Below are 21,735 nucleotides of genomic sequence, written 5' to 3' on the forward strand. Positions count from 1 at the left end.
CAGCAACACCGAACGCGCCGACGCGCTTGCACCTTGGCTCGAGTACTACAACACTCGACGACGCCACAGCGCACTCGGAGGACTACCACCGATCAGCCGACTGCAACCAACCTGATGGCCAGGTACATCTAGGCGCTCCGCGCCCGTGCGCCTTTTCGGTAGCTGGTACTACCGAAAAGGCGCACGGGCGGCGCAGCCGCCTTACGGCAGCAGCGTGGCGATCTCGTCGGCGGCGTCCTTGCCGTACGCCTCGGTGAGGCGCTTGATCGCGTCGTCGCGCTGGAAGCTCCATTCCTGGGTGCCGACGGTCTCGAGGACGTACACCGCGACCAGCGAGCCGAGCTGCGCGGAACGCTCGAGGCTCAGGCCCGCCGAGTGCGCGAGCAGGAAGCCGGCACGGAAGGCGTCGCCGACACCGGTGGGGTCGACCTTGCCGCGCTCGGGCACGACGCCGACGCGGACCCAGTTGCCGTCGGCGTCGACGATCTCGACGCCCTTCGCGCCGAGCGTGGTGACCCGCAGCCCGACCTGCGCGCGGATCTCCTCCTCGGACAGCCCCGTCTTCTGCTGCAGCAGGCCCCACTCGTACTCGTTGGTGAACAGGTACTTGGCGCCGTCGATGAGCTTCTTGGCGTCGTCGCCGGACAGGCGCGCGAGCTGCTGGGACGGGTCGGCCGCGAACGGGATCCCGAGCTGTCGGCACTCGTCGGTGTGGCGGAGCATCGCGTCGGGGTCGTTGGCCCCGACGAGCACCAGGTCGACACCGCCGGCGGACTCGGCGACGGCCGCGAGTTCGATGTCGCGGGCCTCGCTCATCGCGCCGGGGTAGAACGAGGCGATCTGCGCCATGTCCTCGTCGGTGGTGCAGACGAAACGCGCGGTGTACGCGCTGTCGGAGACGCGCACCCCGCTGCAGTCGACGCCGTTGGACTCGAGCCACGTGCGGTACTCCGCGAAGTCGGCGCCCGCGGCACCGACCAGCAGCGGCGAGCCGCCGAGCACACCCATCGCGTATGCGATGTTGCCGCCGACGCCACCGCGGCGGATCACGAGATCGTCGACCAGGAAGCTCAGCGAGATGTGCGCGAGCTGATCGGCGAGCAACTGCTCGGCGAAGCGGCCCGGGAACCGCATCAGGTGGTCGGTGGCGATGGAACCGGTAACCGCAATAGTCACGCGCGGGTGCCTTTCAGCTCGGATGGTGAGTGGTGCGCAACGCAGTCTGACGCGGAGCCTGCCGGTGTGGCCGACTCCGCGTCAGAGTGCGTGATGAGGTTGTACGGGACTCAGTTGAAGGAGTCGCCGCAAGCGCAGGACCCGGTCGCGTTCGGGTTGTCGATCGTGAAGCCCTGCTTCTCGATGGTGTCGACGAAGTCGATGGAGGCGCCCTCGACGTAGGGGGCACTCATCCGGTCGACGGCGAGGTTGACGCCACCGAAATCGACGACGAGGTCACCGTCGAGGCTGCGGTCGTCGAAGAACAGCTGGTACCGCAGGCCGGCACAGCCACCCGGCTGCACGGCGATGCGCAGCGCGAGGTCGTCGCGACCCTCCTGATCGAGCAGCGCCTTCGCCTTCGCGGACGCAGTCTCGGTCATCGTGACGCCGTGAGTGGCGGTCTCGTTCTCCACAGTCATGGGCTCTCCCTGTCGCTCGTGCCAAACCCGTGATCGCTTCAACGGTACTCTGCGTCCCGCTATTCCTCACGTGTCGGCCCTTACTGTACGAACCCCGACGCACCGCGCCAACCACCTGCGACGCACGACGTCAGAGCCTCGAGCCGCGAAGCCGCCTCCGTCATGGCCCGGTCGACCGAGCCGGCGAAGTCCGCGACCGAGAACGCCGCCACGATCCCGGCGGCCCGCACCGCGTCCCGGTCGACGGCGACCTGGCCGGCGATCACGACGGTCGGCACCCCGGCGTCGGCCGCGACCGCGGCGAGCGCGGTGACGAGCTTGCCGCGCAGCGACTGGTGATCGAACTTCCCCTCACCGGTGAGCACGACGTCCGCCGCCGCCACCTGCCCGGTCTGGTCGGTGCACCGCGCCACGACGGCCGCACCCGATTCCCGGACCGCGCCCAACGCGAGCAGCGCGGCGCCGAGCCCCCCGGCCGCGCCCGCCCCGTCGAGGTCGGCGACGGCACGACCGCACGCCGACTCCAGTTCGGCCGCCCACGCGGCGTTGCGCTGTTCCAGCACCTCGATCGCCGCCGCGTCGGCGCCCTTCTGGGGCCCGAAGATCCGCGCGGCGCCGTGCTCGCCGAGCAGCGGGTGCTCGACGTCCGTCGCCGCGACCAGGTCGATCCCGGCGAGCCGGGTCCGGGCCCGGTCGAGGCCGCCGAGCGCGGCCACCGTGCCGCGGCCGCCGTCGGTGCAGCAGCTGCCGCCGAGGCCGACCACGATCCTCCGCGCGCCCGCGTCGACGGCAGCGGCCACCAACTGCCCCACCCCGCGGCTGCCGGCGCGAAGCGCGCTCTCCGGTGTGGGCGGTCCGTCGAGCAGCCCGAGCCCGACGGCCTGCGCCGATTCGATGTAGGCGACGCCGTCGGCGAGCACCCAGCGGGCGTCGGTGGCGCTGCCCAGCGGTCCGTCCACCCGTGTGGTGCGCAGACCGCCGACCGTGCCGGAAATCACATCGACGAATCCGGGGCCGCCGTCGGACTGTGGTGCGCGAACGATCTCGTCGTCGGGCCTGGCGGCCGACCAGCCGGCCGCCATCGCGGCGGCCGCTTCTACCGCAGTGAGGGTTTCGCCGAACGAGTCGGGGGCGATCAGCACGCGCATCAGCGCAGTGTATGGCGGCCACTCGACCTCGGCATTTCTATCGTCGTCCTGGAGGTTCGAACCGTGGTCGGTTTCGCCAGCGCGTCGGTTATCCCATAGCCTGGTGACGTGAAGCTCCTACGCCGAGGCGACTCCGATAATTCCGACAAGCGCGACGTCGAGGTCATCGAGTCGACCGCGGAGACCACCGCGGAGTCGACCGAGACCAACACCGCATCGACGCCGGGCAAGGGACGCCCGACGCCCAAGCGCCGCGAGGCCGAGGCCAAGCGCCGCGGCCCGGTCGCACCCGCGCCCCTCACCGCCAAGGAGGCCCGCGCCCGCCGCAAGACGACCCGCGGCTCCAAGGAGGAGCGCAAGGCGGCGGCCGCCGTGCGCCGGGCCGAGTCGGCCGACCGACGCGCCCGCATGCTCGCCGGCGAGGACAAGTACCTGCTGCCGCGCGACAAGGGCCCGGTCCGCGCGTACGTGCGCGACCTCGTCGACAGCCGCCGCAACCTGGTCGGCATGTTCATGCCGCTCGCGCTGATCCTGATCATGGCGATGTTCCTCAGCCCCGTCATCCAGAGCTACGTCACGCTGGGCATGCTCGTGATGATGCTGTTCATGGCCGCCGAGGGCTTCTTCCTGGGCCGGATGATCAACAACCGTGTCCGCGAGCGCTTCCCGGACTCCACCGACGGCGGCTTCCGACTCGGCTGGTACGCGTTCGTCCGTGCGTCGCAGATCCGCAAGATGCGCGCCCCCAAGCCCCGCGTGGGCCCCGGCGACGCCGTCTGACCTTCCTGCACATCGGGCCGGTCCTCGCACTGCGGGGACCGGCCCGATGCTGTTGGTAGCGTCTATGCCCGTGCCCTCCCCCGTTTCGCCTCCCCCGCGCCGCACGCTCGTGCTCGGCGGCGCCCGCTCCGGGAAGTCCGCGCACGCGGAGGGGCTGCTGGACGATCCGGACGGCGAACATCCGGTCCGCTACGTGGCCACCGCGCGCCGCTATCCGGGCGACGACGACTGGGAAGCGCGGATCGATCTGCACCGGCGCCGCCGCCCGGCTTCGTGGACGACGGTCGAGACCGGCGGCGACGGCGGCCTCGTCGACCTGCTCGCCGCGCCCGGCGTCCATCCGCCGACGCTCGTCGACGACCTCGGCACGTGGCTCACGTGCGAACTCGACGACGCCGCGGCGTGGGATTCGCCGCGTGGCACGATCTCTCCCCGCACGGACGCCCTGGTCGACGCGGTCGCCGGGTTCGACGGCAGGTTGCTGCTCGTCAGCCCCGAGGTCGGCCTGGGAGTGATCCCCGAGACCCGGTCGGGTCGGCTGTTCCGCGACGAGATCGGCGCCCTCAATTCCCGCCTCGCCGAGGTGTGCGACGACGTCGTCCTGGTGATCGCCGGTATCGCCATGCCGCTCAAATGATCGGCGCTGAGAATGAAAGGTCAAGCGTGACAAGCGAATCCGTGAGTCCGTCGGCTCCCCACTTCGAGCCTCTCGTCCCGCCGGACGCGGAGGTCCGAGCGCAGGCCCAGGCTCGCCAGCTGTTGCTGACCAAGCCGACCGGCTCGCTCGGCCGACTCGAGGAGCTGTCGGTGTGGGCGGCCGCGTGCCAGGGCGCCTGTCCCCCGCACGTGTTCGCGCGCCCCCGCGTGGTCGTCTTCGCCGGTGACCACGGCATCGCGCAGGGCGGCGTGTCGGCGTACCCGCCGGAGGTCACGGCCCAGATGGTGGCCAACTTCCAGACCGGCGGCGCCGCGGTGAACGTGCTCGCCTCGATCGCCGGTGCCGGCGTGCGGGTGGTCGACATGGCCGTGGACACCGACACCGATCCGGCGGTCTCGACCTACAAGGTCCGCCGCTCGTCGGGGTCGATCGACCGCGAGGACGCGATGACCCACGAGGAGACGCTGCGCGCCGTCGCGGCGGGACGCGCGATCGCCGACGAAGAGGTCGACTCCGGCGCCGACCTGCTGATCGCCGGCGAGATGGGCATCGGCAACACCACGCCCGCCACCGTCCTGGTGGCCGCGCTCACCGACACCGAACCGGTCGCGGCCGTCGGGCGCGGCACCGGCATCGACGACGCCGCCTGGATGCGCAAGACCGCCGCGATCCGTGACGCTCTGCGCCGGGCGCGGCCGCACGTGCGCGACGCCGTGGGCCTGCTCCGCACAGTGTCGGGCGCGGACCTGGCCGCCATGGCCGGTTTCCTGGCGCAGGCCGCGGTCCGCCGGACGCCGGTGATCGTCGACGGCCTCGTCGTCACCGCGTCGGCGCTCGTCGCGGAGGAGATGGCACCGGGTGCGCGCGAGTGGTGGGTGGCCGGTCACCGGTCCACCGAGCCCGCGCACACCATCGCGCTGCGTCACCTCGGCCTCGATCCGATCCTCGGCCTGAACATGCGCCTCGGTGAAGGTTCGGGCGCGGTGGTGGCCCTTCCGGTGCTCCAGGGTGCGGTGGCGACGCTCGCGCACATGGCGACCTTCGACCAGGCGGGCGTGAGCAACAACACCGCACCCGAGTCCGAGTCGGAATCGAACTGACCGTGCGGGGCGCGGTCACCGGGCTGACCCTGGCCCTGTCCTGGCTGACGGTCCTGCCGGTCCGCGGCCCGCAGGACATCGGCCGACCCGAGGGGCGCCGCGCGATCGCCGCCGCACCCGTGGTGGGCGCGCTGCTCGGGGCCGTCGCCGCGGGTCTGCTGTGGCTGCTGCTGCGCGGTGGCCTCGACGCCGCGCTCGCGGGCCTGCTCGTTGTGGGGGCGTCGGCCCTGCTCACCCGCGGCATGCACGTCGACGGCCTCGCCGACACCGCGGACGGTCTCGGCTGCTACGGGCCGCCCGAGCGCGCACGCGAGGTCATGCGCAGCGGCGGCGCCGGGCCGTTCGGCGTGGCCGCGCTCGTCGTGACGATCGGCGTCCAGGCCCTCGCCCTCGGCGCGCTCGGCGCGACCGGGGCGTGGTTCGCGGTGGTGGTCGCCGTCGCGGCCGGCCGGGTATCGGCCGTATTCGCGTGCCGCCGCGGCATTCCCGCGTCGAGCACGCGGGGTTTCGGTGCGCTCGTGGCCGACTCGCAGGCGGCGTGGGTGGCCGCGTCGTGGGGCCTGGTGCTGGCGGTCGCGGCGGCGTGGGCGGTTCCGGGGCGGTGGTGGCAGGGCCCCGTCGTCGTCATCGTCGTGCTCGCTACGGCGGCGCTGCTGGTCCGCCACTGCGTGCGCCGGTTCGCCGGCATCAACGGCGACGTGCTCGGCGCCGCAATCGAATCCACGGTCGCGGCGACGGCCGTCGGGTTCCTACTCGGAGGCTGATCCCGAGGACCGCCTCGAGTCACGCGCGTACCACGCCACCCAGTGGACGGGAAAGAACAGGACCGCCGTCGCCACGGCGAGGGCACTGCCTCCTCGCCGGTGTTGGCCCATCGCGGTCAGCACGCCCAGCCCGACGTAGGAACCGATCACGAGCAGAAACGCAGTGATCACCTGGGGCCAGAACATGCCGTCACGCTAGCTCGGGCGCCCGGCCTGCGGGTGAGATCCCGCGGACCGGTGGCTGCTTCCTTGAACGCGATCGGGCCCTCCCGCCGGAAGCGGAAGGGCCCGATGTCGATTCGTCGGTGCGCACTCAGCGCAGCTTGGTCATCCAGCCGTGGGTGTCGGCGAACGTGCCGCGCTGGATGCCGGTGAGCGTGTCACGCAGCGCCATCGTGATCTTGCCGGGCTCACCGTCGGCGATCGTGAACTCGCCCTCGGCGGACTTCACCCGGCCGACCGGGGTGATGACGGCCGCGGTGCCGCACGCGAACACCTCGGTGATCTCGCCCGAGGCCGCCTTCTCGCGCCACTCGTCGGTGCTGATCTTGCGCTCCTCCACCGCGAAACCGGCGTCGGTGGCCAGCGTCAGCAGCGAGTCGCGGGTGATGCCGGGCAGCAGCGAACCGGACAGCGCCGGCGTCACCAGACGCGCGTCGGGACCCGAGCCGAAGACGAAGAACAGGTTCATCCCGCCCATCTCCTCGACGTACTTGCGCTCGATGGCGTCGAGCCACACCACCTGGTCGCAGCCCTCGTTCGACGCCTCCGCCTGCGCCAGCAGGGACGCCGCGTAGTTGCCGGCGAACTTGGCGGCGCCGGTGCCTCCCGGAGCGGCGCGCACGTACTCACGCGAGAGCCACACGCTGACCGGCTTGACGCCGCGCGGGAAGTACGCGCCGGCCGGGGACGCGATCAGCAGGTAGCGGTATTCCTTGGCCGGACGGACGCCCAGGCCCGCCTCGGTGGAGAACATGAACGGACGCAGGTACAGCGAGTCCTCGCCGCCGGCGGCGGGAACCCACGCCTCGTCGACGTCGAGCAGTGCGTCGATCGAGCCGACGAACAGCTCGTCGGGCAGCTCCGGCATCGCGAGGCGGCGGGCCGACTGGCGCAGGCGCTCGGCGTTCGCGGTGACGCGGAACGACGAGATGCCGCCGCTCGGCTGACGGTAGGCCTTGAGGCCCTCGAAGATCGCCTGCCCGTAGTGCAGGACCATGCCGGCCGGATCGAGCGCGATCGGCCCGTAGGGCAGCACCTCCGCGTCGTGCCAGCCGCGACCCTCGGTGTACATGATCGACACCATGTGATCGGTGAAGAACCGACCGAACCCGGGCGCCTCCAGAATCTCGCGCCGCGCCTCTTCGGTCGCGGGAGAAGGATGCTGGGTGCGCGCGAATTCGAGGCCGTCTGTCATAAGCCGTGATCCTATCTAACGGAGTTTCGCCGCTTTTTCCCTGGTATGGAGCGTTACTTGGTGTGGACCGGCACGAACGGCGGCGTGACGACCTCGCATCGGAGGCTACGCCCGCGCACGTCGACGGTGATCTCGTCGCCCGCCGCGACGCCCGCCGAGGTGTCCAGCAACGCCAGGGCGATACCCACCTTGAGGGTCGGCGAGAAGGTGCCCGACGTGGTCTCGCCGATCGCGGCGCCGTCCTTCGTCACGGTCTGGCCCTGACGGAGCACGCCACGGTCGAGCGCCTTGATCCCCCACATCCGCCGCGCCGGTCCGCTCGCCTTCTCGGCGACCAGGGTGTCGCGCCCCCAGAACTGCGGCTTGGTCCAGCCGATGGCCCACCCGCAGCGGGCCTGCAGCGGCGAGATCTCCAGCGACAGTTCGTGACCGTGCAGCGGGTAGCCGGCCTCGGTGCGCAGCGTGTCCCGCGCACCCAGGCCCGCGACCTGGCCTCCCTGGGCGCGGACCGCGTCGACCAGCGCCCGGAACAGGGCCTCGCCGTCGGCCCAGCGGGGCAGCAACTCGTAGCCGCGCTCTCCGGTGTAGCCGCTGCGGCAGACCCGGACCGGCACGCCGTTCCAGTCGGCGTCGACGAAGCCCATGTACTCGATGTCGGTCGGCAGGCCCAGCGCCGAGAGGACGTCGGCGGCCTCGGGGCCCTGCACCGCGAACACCGCGTAGTCGCGGTGCTGGTCGGTGATCTCGAGGCCCTCCGGCGCGGCGGCCCGCAGGCGCGCGACGACGTCGGCCGTGTTGGCGGCGTTGGGCACGAGGAAGATCTCGTCGTCGGCGACGTAGTACGCGATCAGATCGTCGACGACGCCGCCGGTCTCGGTGCAGCACAGCGTGTACTGGGCCTGGCCGGGCCCGACCTTGCCGAGGTCCGCGGTGAGGGTCGCATTGACGAAGTCCGCCGCACCGTCACCCTTGACGAGCGCCTTGCCGAGGTGGCTCACGTCGAACAGTCCCACCGACTCGCGCACCGCGGTGTGCTCGGCGACGGTGCCGGCGTACGACACCGGCATCTCCCAGCCGCCGAACGGGGCGAAGGTGGCGCCGAGATCGACGTGAACGGAGTGGATGGGGCCCTGCAGCAGGTGCGCGTCGCTCATGAGGCACAAACCTAGCCGACGCCGGCGGGGCGTCAGTACGGCAATCCGGGCACTAACATCGGATTTCGGCTACCAACTTCCCAATTGCCCACCGCAGGAGATGCTCGTGCCCGCAACCCCTTCCCCCACCCGCAACCTCGGACCCGACCTGGTGCTCGCCGGCTCGCTCGGCAAGCGGGTCGACGTCCTGGTGATCGGTCTCACGACCGGCTCCGACGGACCCGAGGCACTCGTGGGCGCCGGGGTCGACGAGGAGGTGCTCGCGGGTCTGCTCGACGACCTGCAGGCCGTCGGCGCGACCGGCAAGGCGGAGGAACTCACCCGCGTGCCGGCCCCCGCCGAGCTGTCCGCCACGAGCGTCCTGGCCGTCGGCCTCGGCGCCGCCGACAAGATCGACGCCGAGCAGGTCCGCAGGTCGGCCGGTGTGGCCGCGCGGGCGCTGTCCGGTGTCGCGACCGCCGCCACGACGCTGGCGTCGGTCGACCTCGCCGCCGCGGCCGAGGGCTTCTACCTCGGCGCCTACGCGTTCAGCGAGTACAAGGGCAAGTCCGCCCCCGGCGCCGACGCGCAGCCCCTCGCCCGCGTCGAACTGCTCGTCGAGTCACCGCGCGCGAAGGCGTCGAAGGACACGCTCGCTCGTTCGACCGCGATCGCCGAGGCCGTCGCGACCGCCCGCGAGCTCGTCAACACCCCGCCGAGCCACCTCTTCCCGGCCGAGTTCGCCGCCCGGGCCAAGGCCCTCGGCACCGCCGCCGACCTGACGGTGAAGGTCCTCGACGAGAAGGCGCTCGCCAAGGCCGGCTACGGCGGCATCGTCGGCGTCGGCCAGGGCTCGTCGCGCCCGCCGCGCCTGGTACAGATGACGTACTCGTCCGGCCGTCGCCGCGGCGTCAAGAAGGTCGCGCTGGTCGGCAAGGGCGTGACGTTCGACACCGGCGGCATCTCGATCAAGCCGGCCGCGGGCATGGAGAACATGACCTCCGACATGGGCGGTGCGGCCGCCGTCGTCGCCACCGTCGTGCTCGCCGCCAAGCTGCGCCTGCCCGTCGACGTCACCGCGTGGGTGCCGATGGCCGAGAACATGCCGTCGGCGACCGCGCAGCGCCCCGGCGACGTGCTCACCCAGTACGGCGGCACCACCGTCGAGGTCATCAACACCGACGCCGAGGGCCGGCTGATCCTCGCCGACGCGATCGCCCGCGCCTGCGAGGACGCGCCCGACTACCTCATCGACACCGCGACGCTGACCGGCGCGCAGATGGTCGCGCTCGGCAACCGCACCCCGGGCGTCATGGGCACCGACGGATTCCGCGACCGGGTCGCCGCGATCTCGCAGGAGATCGGCGAGAACGCGTGGCCCATGCCGCTGCCCGCCGAGCTGCGCGGTGACCTGAACTCCCGGGTCGCCGACCTGGCGAACGTGACCCCGCACCGCTGGGGCGGCATGCTCGCGGCCGCGATCTTCCTGAAGGAGTTCGTCGCCGACGGCGTGGAGTGGGCGCACATCGACGTCGCGGGCCCGGCGTTCAACACCGGTGGCCCGTTCGGCTACACCGGCAAGGGTGGCACCGGCGTCCCGGTCCGCACCATGATCTCCGTGATCGAGGACATCGCCGCCAACGGTTAGGCGCTCCGCGCCCGTGCGCACTTCTGGTAGCCGGGACTACCGAAAGTGCGCACGGGCGGCGCGGCCGCCTAGTCGAACTCCCGCTGGCGTTCGCGTTTCCGCTCGATCCGGCGACGGTTGTCGTAGTCGCGCATCCGCTGCGGGTATCCGGTCTTGCGCACGTCGTAGACCGGGATCTTCAGTTCCTGGCCGAGCTTGCGGGCGCCCCGCTCACCGCCGACCTTGCGCCGGGTCCATTCGCCGTCGTACGCGACGAGGACCACGGTCAGCTCCGTCACCGTGGTCTCCGGTTCGATGTAGGCCTCGACGCCGCGGTGCGATCGCGCCCAGTCCGCCAGGTGACGCGCGTCGGACTCGACCCCCGCCTTCGGACGCGCCGCACCCCGACGCGTGAAACGGTCGAACAACCCCACGTGAACTCTCCTCCCGGCGCAGCGCGGTCGACCCCGCCGCGATCTGTCCGATTTTGCCAGCCGCGGCGAGCGCCGACGAGGAAACGACCATGACCCGCCCCTCTCGGGGACACGACCCGCCCCTCGAGGGACACGCTCCGGGCATCAATGAAAGGATGGGCGCAGCGGGAGCACGACGCTTCCGAAGCGCAGCACACCACCGGAGTGAGGCGCCTCGGAAACGTCGTACAACGCCGCCGGAACCGTGCTTCTCGAGCACAATGGTTTTCGACCACAAGTCGACAAAACTCAACAACCCGAACACAACCGTCGAGGAGTCAAAAGAAATGGCCTTCTCCGTCCAGATGCCAGCCCTTGGTGAATCCGTCACCGAGGGAACTGTCACGCGGTGGCTCAAGCAGGAAGGGGACACGGTCGAACTAGACGAGCCGCTGCTCGAAGTCTCCACCGACAAGGTCGACACCGAGATCCCGTCCCCCGCTGCCGGTGTTCTGACGAAGATCGTCGCGCAGGAGGACGACACCGTCGATATCGGTGGCGAGCTGGCCGTGATCGGTGAGGCCGGCGAGGCTCCCGCGCCCGCTGCTGCTCCCGCTCCGGCCGCCGCGCCCGCCGCTCCCGCGCCCGCCCCGGTCGTCGAGGCCGCCCCGGCTCCGGCCGCGGCTCCCGCGCCCGCCGCCGCGCCTGCCGGTTCCGCGTCCGGCACCCCGGTCACGATGCCGGAGCTCGGTGAGTCGGTGACCGAGGGCACCGTCACCCGCTGGCTCAAGGCCGTCGGCGACGAGGTCGCCGTGGACGAGCCGCTCCTCGAGGTTTCGACCGACAAGGTCGACACCGAGATCCCGTCCCCCGTCGCCGGTGTGCTCCTCGAGATCACCGCGCAGGAGGACGACACCGTCGACGTCGGCGGCCAGCTCGCCGTCATCGGCTCCGGTGCGCCCGCCGCGGCCGCCCCGGCAGCTCCGGCGCCTGCGCCTGCGCCGGCTCCCGAGCCCACCCCGGCTCCGGCGGCTCCCGCGCCCGCACCGGCCCCGGCCCCCGCCGCGGCCGCTCCGGCTGCCCCGGCTGCCCCGGCTGCCCCGGCTGCCCCGGCACCGTCGGGTGACGGTGGCCCGTACGTCACGCCGCTGGTCCGCAAGCTCGCCGCCGACAACAGCGTCGACCTGTCCAAGGTGAACGGCACCGGCGTCGGTGGCCGCATCCGCAAGCAGGACGTCCTCGCCGCCGCCGAGGCCGCCAAGGCTCCCGCGGCACCGGCCGCTGCCGCGGCTCCCGCGGCCGCTCCGGCTGCGGCCGCGACCGCCGGCGTGCGCCCCGAGCTCGCTCACCTGCGCGGCACCACGCAGAAGGCCAACCGCATCCGCCAGATCACCGCGGTCAAGACCCGCGAGTCGCTGCAGAGCACGGCGCAGCTGACCCAGACCTTCGAGGTCGACGTCACCAGGATCGCGGCCCTGCGCGCGCAGGCCAAGGCCGATTTCGCCGAGCGCGAGGGCGTGAACCTCACGTTCCTGCCGTTCTTCGCGAAGGCCGTCGTCGAGGCGCTCAAGGTTCACCCGAACGTGAACGCGAGCTACAACGAGGGCAGCAAGGAGATCACCTACCACGCGGCCGAGCACCTGGGCATCGCGGTCGACACCGAGCAGGGTCTGCTCTCCCCGGTGATCCACAACGCCGGTGACCTGTCGCTGGCCGGTCTGGCCCGCGCGATCGCCGACATCGCCAAGCGCGCCCGCTCCGGTGGCCTCAAGCCGGACGAGCTGGCCGGTGGCACCTTCACCATCACCAACATCGGCAGCCAGGGCGCCCTGTTCGACACCCCGATCCTGGTCCCGCCGCAGGCGGCGATGCTGGGCACCGGCGCGATCGTCAAGCGCCCGGTCGTGGTCCAGGACGAGAACGGCAACGAGTCCATCGGCGTCCGTTCGATGTGCTACCTGCCGCTCACCTACGACCACCGCCTGGTCGACGGCGCGGACGCGGGTCGCTTCCTGACGACCATCAAGCAGCGCCTCGAGGAGGCGTCGTTCGAGGCCGATCTGGGCCTGTAAGGATCGGCGACCTCACGCACTCGACGTGAGCCGTCAGCGAGGGGCACCATCTCCACGAGAGATGGTGCCCCTCGGTGTTTCCGAGAGCATCGTCTCCGAGATCGAGGAGGACCCCCATGCGCGTTGTCGTCGCCGGATCGTCCGGCCTGATCGGTAGCGCACTCGTCGAGGCGCTGCGCCGCGACGGCCACGACGTCGCCCGCCTGGTCCGGCGGCGTCCGGCGGGCACCGACGAGTTCGAGTGGAATCCGCAGACCGGTGTCGTGGACGGTGCCGCGCTGCGGGGCGTCGACGCCGTCGTGAACCTGTGCGGCGCGGGCATCGGCGATCGGCGCTGGTCGGGTGCGTACAAGCAGGAGCTCCGCGACAGCCGCCTCAACACCACCGACGTGCTGGCCCGCGCCGTGGTGGACGCCGGCGTCCCGGTGCTCGTCAACGGCAGTGCCGTCGGGTACTACGGCGACACCGGGGACCGGATCGTCGACGAGCGCTCCCCGTCGGGTGGCGGGTTCCTGGCGGAGTTGTGCCGGGATTGGGAGGCCGCGACCGCGCCGGCGCGCGACGCCGGTGTCCGTGTCGTGTCGCTGCGCACCGCGACCGTGTTGTCACCGCAGGGCGGGATGCTCGGCCGGCTGCATCCCTTGTATTCGGTCGGGCTCGGCGGCCGCCTCGGCGGCGGCCGACAGTACATGTCGTGGATCTCCCTGGCCGACGAGGTCGCCGCCATCGGGTTCGTCGTGACGCACTCCGACGTGCACGGCCCGGTGAACCTGTGCGCGCCCGAACCCGTCACCAACGCGGGCTTCAACAGCGCGATGAGTCGCGCCCTGCATCGTCCGGCTCCGTGGAGGGTTCCGGGTTTCGCCGTGTCGGCGCTGATCGGCGAGTTCGCGCGGGAGGCGGTGCTGATCGGGCAGCGCGCCGTGCCCACCGCCCTCGAGCAGGCCGGATTCTCGTTCCGGCACGCGACCGTCGACACCGCGCTCGGGTACGCCTTCGGACGGTGAACTGTCGAGACGACTGACCGGCTTCGCTACCCGCGGTAATCTCGAGTGATGTCCACCACGGTCGTCGTCGAGCAGTCCCGCGCGATTCCGATCACGCTCCAGCGAGCCTTCGACCTGACCCTGCCGATCCCGCTGACTGCCATATTCTCCCGGCGCTACGGCCTGCTGCCGCCGATCAAGCGGGTCCGCGGGCAGGACGGGATCTGGGGCCACGTCGGACAGTCGCGCACCGTTGTCACCACCGACCGCGGAACGATGCGAGAGCTGCTGACCGAGATCGATGCCCCGCACTCGTTCAGCTATCGGCTGAGCAACATCACCGGTCCGCTGAGACCGCTGGTCGACAGCATCGACGGATGCTGGGAGTTCACGCCGAAGGGCACCGGAACCCTCATCACCTGGCGATGGGTCCTGCACCCGAAGGCTCTCGGGCGGCCCGTGATGCCGCTCGTCGTTTCGATGTGGCGCGGCTACGCCAGGCAGGCATTGGAGCTGCTGTCCGAACAACTCCTCGCGCCGGATTCCGCTGAGCGCACGCCAGGCGTCTGAGCCGCTGTCCCGCAGGCGTAACGTCTTCAGCCATGAGCAGTGCCACCGCATCGGCCCGATTCAGTTCCCAGCCGATGGCCGTCGAGAATCTCGGACGCGTCGACTACATGGAGGCCTGGGATCAGCAGCGCGTCCTCGCCGAATCCCGCGCTGACGATCAGGGCACCGACACCCTGCTCCTCCTCGAGCATCCCGCCGTGTACACCGCCGGCCGACGGACCGCCCCCGAGGACCGCCCGATGGACGGCACCCCGGTCATCGACGTCGACCGCGGCGGCAAGATCACGTGGCACGGCCCCGGTCAGCTGGTCGGCTACCCCATCGTCAAGCTCGCCGAGCCCGTCGACGTGGTCAGCTACGTCCGCCGGATCGAGCAGGCGCTCATCAGCGTGTGCACCGACCTCGGCGTCACCTGTGGACGGGTCGAGGGCCGGTCGGGTGTGTGGCTGCCGGCCGCGATGATCGACGGGCAGTGGCTGCCCGAGCGGAAGGTCGCCGCGATCGGTGTTCGCGTGCAGCGCGGGGTCGCGATGCACGGCTTCGCACTGAACTGCAATTCCGTGCTGGACGGCTTCGACAACATCGTCCCGTGCGGCATCCGGGACGCCGGCGTGACGACGCTGTCGCGCGAACTCGGCCGCGACGTCACGATCGGCGACGTCGCCGCGGCCGTCGCCGACGCCGTCCAGGCGGCCCTCGATGGGACGCTGCCGGTGACGGTGCACGACATCGAGCGGGTGACGTTCGACACCGCGGCGGTGCCGCGCCCCGATGCCGCGGTCCGGACGCCGGAGTTCACCACCGTCCGGTTCGGCTGAGACGCCCGCCCAGCCCGGAGCGAAAGTTCGGTCAGGCGTACGATCGAGGCCGTGACTGTCGCCCCAGAAGGACGGAAGCTGCTCCGCATCGAGATCCGAAACGCGGAAACTCCGATCGAACGCAAGCCCAATTGGATCCGGACCCGCGCGAAGATGGGTCCCGAGTACACCGAGCTCAAGGGCCTGGTGAAAAGCGAAGGCCTGCACACGGTCTGCGAGGAAGCCGGCTGCCCCAACATCTACGAGTGCTGGGAGGATCGCGAGGCCACGTTCCTGATCGGCGGCGAACAGTGCACCCGCCGTTGCGACTTCTGCCAGATCGACACCGGCAAGCCGGCTGCGCTCGACCGTGACGAGCCGCGCCGCGTCGCCGAGAGCGTCCAGGCGATGGGGCTGCGCTACTCGACGATCACCGGTGTCGCCCGCGACGACCTGCCCGACGGCGGCGCATGGCTGTACGCGGAGACGGTCCGGCAGATCCACACGATGAACCCGGGGACGGGCGTCGAGAACCTGATCCCCGACTTCAACGGCAAGCCCGACCTGCTGGCCGAGGTGTTCGAGTCCCGCCCGGAGGTGCTCGCCCACAACCTCGAGACGGTGCCCCGCATCTTCAAGCGGATCCGTCCCGCGTTCCGCTACGAGCGCTCGCTCGGCGTCATCACCGCGGCCCGCGAGTTCGGTCTGGTCACCAAGTCGAATCTCATCCTCGGCATGGGCGAGACCCCGGAGGAAGTGCACCAGGCGATGGTGGACCTCCACGAGGCCGGCTGCGACATCATCACCATCACGCAGTACCTGCGCCCGTCGCCGCGACACCATCCGGTCGAGCGGTGGGTCAAGCCGGAGGAGTTCGTCGAGCACTCCAAGGCCGCCGAGGAGATCGGCTTCGCGGGCGTCATGGCCGGGCCGCTGGTCCGCTCGTCGTACCGTGCCGGCCGCCTCTACGCGCAGGCGATGGCGCACCACGGCCGCGCGCTTCCCGAGGGCCAGGCCCACCTCGCCGAGGAGGGCAGCGCCTCGCAGGAGGCCAGCTCGGTCCTCGAACGCCTCGCCCGCGCCTGACGTGCACGTCCCCTCACCGTGCGCGCGATAGTGCGCGGTGAGGGACGTATCCTGTGAGGTATGGCGAACGGCAGTAAGTCCGGAAAAGCGGGCAAGGCAAGCAAGGAAGCGAAGGCTGCGGCGAAGGCGGCCCGCAAGCAGGCGTCGAAGGAACGCCGGACTCAGCTCTGGCAGGCGTTCCAGATGCAGCGCAAGGAAGACAAGCTGCTGCTGCCGCTGATCATCGGTGCCGTGGTGCTGAGCGCGGTCGTGTTCTTCCTGATCGGCCTGATCTTCGGCATCCAATGGTTCCTGCTGCCGATCGGCATCCTCATCGGTGTCCTGCTCGCCTTCATCATCTTCGGCAAGCGCGTCCAGAAGACCGTGTACGGCAAGGCCGAGGGTCAGGCCGGGGCTGCGGCGTGGGCGCTCGAGAACATGCAGGGCGCGTGGCGCGTGACGAACGCGGTCACCGGTACGACGCAGCTCGACGCCGTGCACCGGGTGATCGGACGCCCCGGTGTGATCCTGGTCGCCGAGGGTTCGCCGCAGCGCGTCAAGGGCCTGCTCGCACAGGAGAAGAAGAAGACCGCACGCCTGGTCGGCGACACCCCGATCTACGACTTCGTCGTCGGCAACGGCGAGGGCGAGGTGCCGCTGTCGCAGCTCACCAAGCAGCTCAACAAGCTGCCGCGCAACATCGACACCAAGCGCATGGATTCCATCGAGTCGCGCCTGGCCGCACTCGGAAGCCGCAGCGGCGCCGCGATGCCGAAGGGCCCGCTGCCCCCCGGCGCGAAGATGAAGGGCATGCAGCGCACGATCCGTCGCCGCTGACCTCTCCCCTCACATGACCGAATGCCACATCGGTTCAGTCGAACTGAACCGATGTGGCATTCGGTGTTTCCGGAGGGGGTGACGCGTTCAGCGCACGCGGATCAGGCCGGTGCCGGTGGCGCGGTCGTGCATGCCGCGGCCGTCGACGTCGGTGATGACGGCGGGGACGATGAACACCATCAGCGCCTGCCGGGCCAGCGCCCGGACGAATCCGACCTTCGCCGGGGCGTCGACGCGTGCCACCTGCAGGCCCATCATGTACTGACCCGGGGTGAACGAGAACAGCGAGACGCACGCGACGCCCACCACGAACCACAGCATCATGGTGTAGGTGCCGAGCCGGGGATTCTGCAACGGCTCCTCACCGATCAGGAGCAGGACGACGCCCGCCGCGGTGAGCCAGTCGATGGCGAGGGCCAGGACGCGGCGACCGGTCGGGGCCAACGATCCGGGACCTTCAGCCGGCAACCCCAGGAGTTCACCTCGATACGCCTGCGCCGTCGTCTGATTCTTCGGCAGGGCCGCCGAGGGTCCGGAGAGCCAGGAACCGGTCATACGTGCCATGCCGTCCAGGATAGGCGTCGACGTGCGCCGACCGGCCGGACGGCGGCGCATCGGTGCTGCTCGTCACACCATCCGACCGTGGGAATGCTCACATCGGCCCCGGTACACCCGCCGAATGCCGACGTGTAACACCGGCGAAACATAGGCTTGATTAGCGGGCAACACCGGCTCTCTACCGTCTTGCCTCGACGAAACCGCCGAAACCCGACCGGCAGGTAACCGACTGAAGGAGCACCACGTGGCTTTCACCACGGCCGAAGAGGTCATCAAGTACATCGCCGACCAAGATGTCGAGTACGTCGACATCCGCTTCAGCGACCTGCCGGGCGTCCAGCAGCACTTCTCGATCCCGGCGTCCGCCTTCAACCAGGACGTCTTCGAGGACGGCCTCGCGTTCGACGGTTCCTCGGTTCGCGGTTTCCAGTCGATCCACGAGTCGGACATGATGCTGCTGCCCGATGTCTCCACGGCGCGCATCGACCCGTTCCGCAAGGCCCGCACGCTGAACATGGACTTCTTCGTCCACGATCCGTTCACCCGTGAGGCCTACAGCCGCGACCCCCGCAACGTCGCGCGCAAGGCCGAGGAGTACCTGAAGTCCACCGGCATCGCCGACACCGCGTTCTTCGGTGCCGAGGCCGAGTTCTACATCTTCGACTCGGTCCGCTACGACTCGCAGATGAACGGCGCGTTCTACGAGCTGGACTCGATCTCGGGCGCCTGGAACACCGGCAACGACGTCAACGCCGACGGCTCCCCGAACCTCGGCTACAAGGTGCGCGCCAAGGGCGGTTACTTCCCCGTCGCGCCGTACGACCACTACGTCGACCTGCGTGACGCGATCTCCACGAACCTGACCAACGCGGGCTTCGAGCTCGAGCGCGGCCACCACGAGGTGGGCACCGGCGGTCAGCAGGAGATCAACTACAAGTTCAACACCCTGCTCGCGGCCGCCGACGACCTGCAGCTGTTCAAGTACATCGTGAAGAACACCTGCTGGCAGTACGGCAAGTCGGCCACCTTCATGCCGAAGCCGCTGTTCGGCGACAACGGCTCGGGCATGCACGTGCACCAGTCGCTGTGGAAGGACGGCAAGCCGCTGTTCCACGACGAGGCCGGCTACGCGGGCCTGTCGGACATCGCTCGCTGGTACATCGGCGGCATCCTGCACCACGCGCCGTCGCTGCTGGCGTTCACCAACCCGACGATCAACTCGTACCACCGCCTGGTTCCGGGCTACGAGGCCCCGATCAACCTGGTGTACAGCCAGCGCAACCGCTCCGCCGCGGTCCGCATCCCGATCACGGGCAACAACCCGAAGGCCAAGCGCATCGAGTTCCGCGCGCCGGACTCCTCGGGCAACCCGTACCTGAACTTCGCCGCTCAGATGATGGCCGGCCTGGACGGCATCAAGAACAAGATCGAGCCGATGGCTCCGGTCGACAAGGACCTCTACGAGCTCCCGCCGGAGGAGGCCCGCAACATCCCGCAGGCCCCCACCAGCCTGTCCGCCGTCATCGACCGCCTCGAGCAGGATCACGACTACCTGACCGAGGGTGGCGTGTTCACCACCGACCTGATCGAGACCTGGATCTCGATCAAGCGCGAGCAGGAGATCGCTCCGGTCAACCTGCGTCCGCACCCCTACGAGTTCTCGCTGTACTACGACTGCTGAGTCGAGTAGCGCGCTGACCTGCTGCGCCACCGGGCGACACTCGCATCCGTCCGCAGCGCGTCCGCAGTAGTTCCCCAGTCGACCCGCTCCGCGATCACCGAACCGATCGCCGAGCGGGTCGACTCGTCTGCACCGGGCCGCATATGCAATGTCCACGGCGCGTGCCCACCGAATCCATCCGCGGCTAGTGATTTCCGTGCTGCTCGATCTCTTCGAATCTCTTTCCGAGCAACGGAATGAACGCAACGGCATCGAAGTCTCGGAAGCGGTCGCTGTACCTGATGAGGACCTGCTCGAGATGACTCACGATGTCGCCGCACAGCCGAGTCCTCGTCTCCCCTTCCGATAGGTCCTCGTACTCGTCCACGACGAGCATCTGATCGACCAGAAGCTTGTCGTCCTTCTTGATGTACCGAGCAAGCGACCTCAGGTTGCCCTGCTCGACATTCACCTTGTGATAGAAGCGCAGGATCAGGCCGAGCGTGATGTGGCTGAACTGGGCATCGAGGTTCCGCAGTTGGGGAGAGATTCGATCCTGCCAGGCGTAGTCGTTCAGACCATTGAGAACGTCGTCCAGGATGCCCTGGTTCACAGTGGCCTTTTCCGCCGTCTTCCCTCCTTGCGAATCACACGTGATCTTCAAGAAGATTCCCATGATCAAGACGCCCTTCTTCTTCGCCGCCCACCATCGTCTTCGGTTCGCCTGCGCGGCGCGCGCGTGCCCGAGAACTACCGGACGCCTCACCGGCCCGAGGCGTCCCAACCTATGCGACGGCCTTTACTCAGGCGGGTCCGTCCGCACCGCGATCCCCCGTGATCGCACTGCGGGTGGACTCGTCTGCGTATGCCGCCGGACACTGGTAGGGGTACACGTCCACCCGTGAGGGAGGGATCGTCGATGGCTACCGGTGAACTCGTCCTGGTACCCGGGGCAGGCGGTGTGGGCCGACAGGTCACCGAGCGACTGCGCGCTCGCGACGTTCCGGTCCGCGTGATGGTCCGCCGCGACGACGCGCGTGCGGCCGAGGTGCGCGGGCTCGGCGCGGAGGTTGTCCTCGGGGACCTGACCCATCCGGAGACGGTCGCGGCCGCGCTCGACGGCGTCGGGCGGATGTACTTCGCGATGAGCGTCTCTCCGGACCTGCTGCTCGCGACGACGGTGGTGGCCACGGTCGCGCGGGAGTACGGCAGGCTCGACGTGCTGGTGAACCTGTCGCAGATGACGGTGTCCCAGATGACCGCCACCAGCACCGGCGAGTCGCGCCAGCAGCGACTGCACTGGCTCTCGGAGCAGGTGCTGAACTGGTCCGGTCTGCCGGTGGTCCACCTGCGACCGACCGCGTTCCTGGACAATCCACTGTTCACGACGCTCGCGGCGGAGTCGATCCGCCAGCGGGGCACGCTCGCGTTGCCGTTCGGCACCGGGCGGACCTCCCCCGTCGCCGTCGACGACGTGGCGCGGGTGGCGGCGGCCGTGCTGCTCGACCCGGGCCCGCACCTCGGCCACGTGTACGAGTTGACCGGGCCGCGCACGCTCGACATGCACGGCGTGGCCGCGGAGTTCTCGCAGGCGCTGGGGCGGCCGGTGTCCTACGAGGACGTGCCGCCGGACCGGTGGCTGGACGACGTGCTCGCGAGGTCCGGGCTGCCGCCGCACACCGAGCAGCACATCGCGACGATGGCGCGGTTGCACCGGGAGAACCGCTACGACCGCGCGTCGGACGACGTCGAACGCCTGACGGGCACACCGGCGCAGACCGTCGAGGAGTTCGTGGCGGCGCACCGGGACATCTATCTCGGCTGAGCGCGCAGCACCCCGACACGCGACGAGCCCCGTTCACACGGTGTGTGAACGGGGCTCGGAGCGTTCGAGCGGGGCTCGGATCAGAATCGGCTCGCGCCGGAGAAGGGCATCGCGTCGACCGACGAGACCTTCACGTTCTCGCCCTCGGTGGGGGCGTGGACGACCTTGCCGCCGCCGATGTAGATGCCGACGTGCTCGCTGCCGTAGAAGCCGACGACGTCACCGGGCTGCAGGTTGCCCTTGGACACCGGGGTCCCGCCGCCGACCTGGTCGTAGCTGGTCCGGGGGACGGAGACGCCGGCCTGCTTGTACGCCCACTGCACCAGGCCGGAGCAGTCGAAGGAGCTCGGGCCGGTGGCGCCCCACACGTACGGGGAACCGACCTTGGACTGGGCGGCGTTCGCGACGGCCTGGCCGTGCGAGGCGACCTGGGTCGGCTGGATGTCGATGCTGCTGCCCCAGCTGGGGGCGGTGAAGGGCTGTGCCATCGCGGGGGCGACGGGGATCATGAGGGCGCCGGCAGTCACTGCGCCGAGCAACAGGCCACGAGTCGTACGGGTCAGGCGGGTGGTCTTCAGGGCCATTCGAGGGTCCTCCGGGTCTTGCTTGCGGTCCGACACTTTGGTCTGGCATCGGTGTTCGGGCACAACCCAGAGTTCCGGCGTTATCGGATCGAGACATCGGTAGA

25 protein-coding genes are annotated in these 21,735 nt (G+C 70.2%); 14 read left to right on the plus strand and 11 right to left on the minus strand.

Going from position 1 to position 21,735, the window contains the following annotated elements:
* Window positions 1–115 (plus strand): integrase core domain-containing protein (locus EGT67_RS00005; RefSeq protein ID WP_164877445.1); only part of this gene is annotated, 115 nt, incomplete at its 5' end.
* Window positions 116–201: 86 nt separating this feature from the next.
* Here EGT67_RS00005 and EGT67_RS00010 read toward each other — a convergent pair.
* The 3 genes from EGT67_RS00010 to EGT67_RS00020 all read right to left on the minus strand — a co-directional run bounded on the left by EGT67_RS00010 (window position 202) and on the right by EGT67_RS00020 (window position 2,785).
* A complete protein-coding gene (locus tag EGT67_RS00010) occupies window positions 202–1,176 on the minus strand; it encodes a carbohydrate kinase family protein (protein ID WP_127914009.1) in 975 nt (324 codons plus the stop codon).
* 110 nt (window positions 1,177–1,286) lie between these two features.
* Window positions 1,287–1,637, minus strand: coding sequence for a HesB/IscA family protein (locus tag EGT67_RS00015; protein ID WP_127914010.1), 351 nt, complete (start codon window positions 1,635–1,637; stop codon window positions 1,287–1,289).
* Window positions 1,638–1,717: 80 nt separating this feature from the next.
* On the minus strand, window positions 1,718–2,785 hold the full coding sequence (locus EGT67_RS00020; protein ID WP_127914011.1) for a glycerate kinase family protein: 1,068 nt from the start codon (window positions 2,783–2,785) through the stop codon (window positions 1,718–1,720).
* A gap of 108 nt (window positions 2,786–2,893) precedes the next feature.
* On the opposite strand from EGT67_RS00020, the gene EGT67_RS00025 reads away from it, so the two are divergent.
* The 4 genes from EGT67_RS00025 to EGT67_RS00040 all read left to right on the plus strand — a co-directional run bounded on the left by EGT67_RS00025 (window position 2,894) and on the right by EGT67_RS00040 (window position 6,087).
* Window positions 2,894–3,565: a DUF3043 domain-containing protein gene (locus EGT67_RS00025; protein WP_127914012.1), complete on the plus strand. Its 672-nt coding sequence runs from the start codon at window positions 2,894–2,896 to the stop codon at window positions 3,563–3,565.
* A 64-nt stretch (window positions 3,566–3,629) separates the two neighbouring features.
* The gene (locus EGT67_RS00030) at window positions 3,630–4,202 is read left to right on the plus strand and encodes a bifunctional adenosylcobinamide kinase/adenosylcobinamide-phosphate guanylyltransferase (RefSeq protein ID WP_127914013.1); all 573 of its coding nucleotides are present in this window, start codon (window positions 3,630–3,632) and stop codon (window positions 4,200–4,202) included.
* Between the two features lie 26 nt (window positions 4,203–4,228).
* The gene (gene cobT, locus EGT67_RS00035) at window positions 4,229–5,323 is read left to right on the plus strand and encodes a nicotinate-nucleotide--dimethylbenzimidazole phosphoribosyltransferase (protein ID WP_127914014.1); all 1,095 of its coding nucleotides are present in this window, start codon (window positions 4,229–4,231) and stop codon (window positions 5,321–5,323) included.
* Between the two features lie 2 nt (window positions 5,324–5,325).
* Window positions 5,326–6,087 (plus strand): adenosylcobinamide-GDP ribazoletransferase, encoded by a 762-nt coding sequence (locus tag EGT67_RS00040; RefSeq protein ID WP_127914015.1) that lies wholly within the window; start codon window positions 5,326–5,328, stop codon window positions 6,085–6,087.
* Here the strand turns inward: EGT67_RS00040 and EGT67_RS00045 are convergent.
* The 3 genes from EGT67_RS00045 to gcvT all read right to left on the minus strand — a co-directional run bounded on the left by EGT67_RS00045 (window position 6,073) and on the right by gcvT (window position 8,658).
* The gene (locus tag EGT67_RS00045; RefSeq protein WP_127914016.1) at window positions 6,073–6,273 is read right to left on the minus strand and encodes a hypothetical protein; all 201 of its coding nucleotides are present in this window, start codon (window positions 6,271–6,273) and stop codon (window positions 6,073–6,075) included. The genes EGT67_RS00040 and EGT67_RS00045 overlap by 15 nt on opposite strands.
* Window positions 6,274–6,400: 127 nt before the next feature.
* Window positions 6,401–7,504, minus strand: a complete 1,104-nt coding sequence (locus EGT67_RS00050) for a branched-chain amino acid aminotransferase (RefSeq protein WP_127914017.1) — start codon at window positions 7,502–7,504, stop codon at window positions 6,401–6,403.
* Window positions 7,505–7,557: 53 nt separating this feature from the next.
* On the minus strand, window positions 7,558–8,658 hold the full coding sequence (gcvT, locus tag EGT67_RS00055; RefSeq protein ID WP_127914018.1) for a glycine cleavage system aminomethyltransferase GcvT: 1,101 nt from the start codon (window positions 8,656–8,658) through the stop codon (window positions 7,558–7,560).
* Window positions 8,659–8,758: 100 nt separating this feature from the next.
* Here gcvT and EGT67_RS00060 point away from each other — a divergent pair, with 100 nt between their 5' ends.
* Entirely contained in the window at window positions 8,759–10,285 is a 1,527-nt protein-coding gene (locus EGT67_RS00060; RefSeq protein ID WP_127914019.1) for a leucyl aminopeptidase, read from the plus strand.
* Window positions 10,286–10,353: 68 nt separating this feature from the next.
* On the opposite strand, the gene EGT67_RS00065 is transcribed toward EGT67_RS00060, so the two are convergent.
* A complete protein-coding gene (locus EGT67_RS00065) occupies window positions 10,354–10,698 on the minus strand; it encodes an oxidoreductase (protein WP_127914020.1) in 345 nt (114 codons plus the stop codon).
* A 326-nt stretch (window positions 10,699–11,024) separates the two neighbouring features.
* Between EGT67_RS00065 and sucB the strand changes: the two genes are divergently transcribed.
* The 6 genes from sucB to EGT67_RS00095 all read left to right on the plus strand — a co-directional run bounded on the left by sucB (window position 11,025) and on the right by EGT67_RS00095 (window position 17,004).
* Complete coding sequence (sucB, locus tag EGT67_RS00070) at window positions 11,025–12,749, plus strand: 2-oxoglutarate dehydrogenase, E2 component, dihydrolipoamide succinyltransferase (RefSeq protein WP_127914021.1); 1,725 nt, start codon at window positions 11,025–11,027, stop codon at window positions 12,747–12,749.
* A gap of 116 nt (window positions 12,750–12,865) precedes the next feature.
* Complete coding sequence (locus tag EGT67_RS00075; protein ID WP_127914022.1) at window positions 12,866–13,756, plus strand: TIGR01777 family oxidoreductase; 891 nt, start codon at window positions 12,866–12,868, stop codon at window positions 13,754–13,756.
* A 48-nt stretch (window positions 13,757–13,804) separates the two neighbouring features.
* Complete coding sequence (locus EGT67_RS00080) at window positions 13,805–14,305, plus strand: SRPBCC family protein (protein ID WP_127914023.1); 501 nt, start codon at window positions 13,805–13,807, stop codon at window positions 14,303–14,305.
* Between the two features lie 32 nt (window positions 14,306–14,337).
* Window positions 14,338–15,123 (plus strand): lipoyl(octanoyl) transferase LipB, encoded by a 786-nt coding sequence (gene lipB / locus EGT67_RS00085; protein WP_127914024.1) that lies wholly within the window; start codon window positions 14,338–14,340, stop codon window positions 15,121–15,123.
* Window positions 15,124–15,174: 51 nt separating this feature from the next.
* Window positions 15,175–16,188: a lipoyl synthase gene (gene lipA, locus EGT67_RS00090; protein WP_127914025.1), complete on the plus strand. Its 1,014-nt coding sequence runs from the start codon at window positions 15,175–15,177 to the stop codon at window positions 16,186–16,188.
* A gap of 60 nt (window positions 16,189–16,248) precedes the next feature.
* Window positions 16,249–17,004: a DUF4191 domain-containing protein gene (locus tag EGT67_RS00095; RefSeq protein ID WP_127914026.1), complete on the plus strand. Its 756-nt coding sequence runs from the start codon at window positions 16,249–16,251 to the stop codon at window positions 17,002–17,004.
* Between the two features lie 87 nt (window positions 17,005–17,091).
* On the opposite strand, the gene EGT67_RS00100 is transcribed toward EGT67_RS00095, so the two are convergent.
* The gene (locus tag EGT67_RS00100) at window positions 17,092–17,568 is read right to left on the minus strand and encodes an RDD family protein (RefSeq protein WP_127914027.1); all 477 of its coding nucleotides are present in this window, start codon (window positions 17,566–17,568) and stop codon (window positions 17,092–17,094) included.
* Between the two features lie 238 nt (window positions 17,569–17,806).
* On the opposite strand from EGT67_RS00100, the gene glnA reads away from it, so the two are divergent.
* Window positions 17,807–19,243: a type I glutamate--ammonia ligase gene (glnA, locus tag EGT67_RS00105; RefSeq protein WP_127914028.1), complete on the plus strand. Its 1,437-nt coding sequence runs from the start codon at window positions 17,807–17,809 to the stop codon at window positions 19,241–19,243.
* Here glnA and EGT67_RS24975 read toward each other — a convergent pair.
* Window positions 19,231–19,386, minus strand: coding sequence for a hypothetical protein (locus tag EGT67_RS24975; protein WP_164877444.1), 156 nt, complete (start codon window positions 19,384–19,386; stop codon window positions 19,231–19,233). The two genes, glnA and EGT67_RS24975, sit on opposite strands and share 13 nt — an antisense overlap.
* Before the next feature lie 41 nt (window positions 19,387–19,427).
* Window positions 19,428–19,988, minus strand: coding sequence for a hypothetical protein (locus EGT67_RS00110; protein ID WP_206612248.1), 561 nt, complete (start codon window positions 19,986–19,988; stop codon window positions 19,428–19,430).
* Window positions 19,989–20,141: 153 nt separating this feature from the next.
* Here EGT67_RS00110 and EGT67_RS00115 point away from each other — a divergent pair, with 153 nt between their 5' ends.
* A complete protein-coding gene (locus EGT67_RS00115) occupies window positions 20,142–21,047 on the plus strand; it encodes an NAD(P)H-binding protein (RefSeq protein WP_127914030.1) in 906 nt (301 codons plus the stop codon).
* An 80-nt stretch (window positions 21,048–21,127) separates the two neighbouring features.
* Here EGT67_RS00115 and EGT67_RS00120 read toward each other — a convergent pair whose 3' ends face one another.
* Window positions 21,128–21,631, minus strand: a complete 504-nt coding sequence (locus EGT67_RS00120; protein ID WP_127914031.1) for a C40 family peptidase — start codon at window positions 21,629–21,631, stop codon at window positions 21,128–21,130.
* Between the last annotated feature and the right edge of the window lie 104 nt (window positions 21,632–21,735).

Origin of the sequence: Prescottella agglutinans (assembly GCF_004011865.1) — a bacterium.
In the GTDB taxonomy this organism is placed as follows: Bacteria; Actinomycetota; Actinomycetes; order Mycobacteriales; family Mycobacteriaceae; genus Prescottella; species Prescottella agglutinans.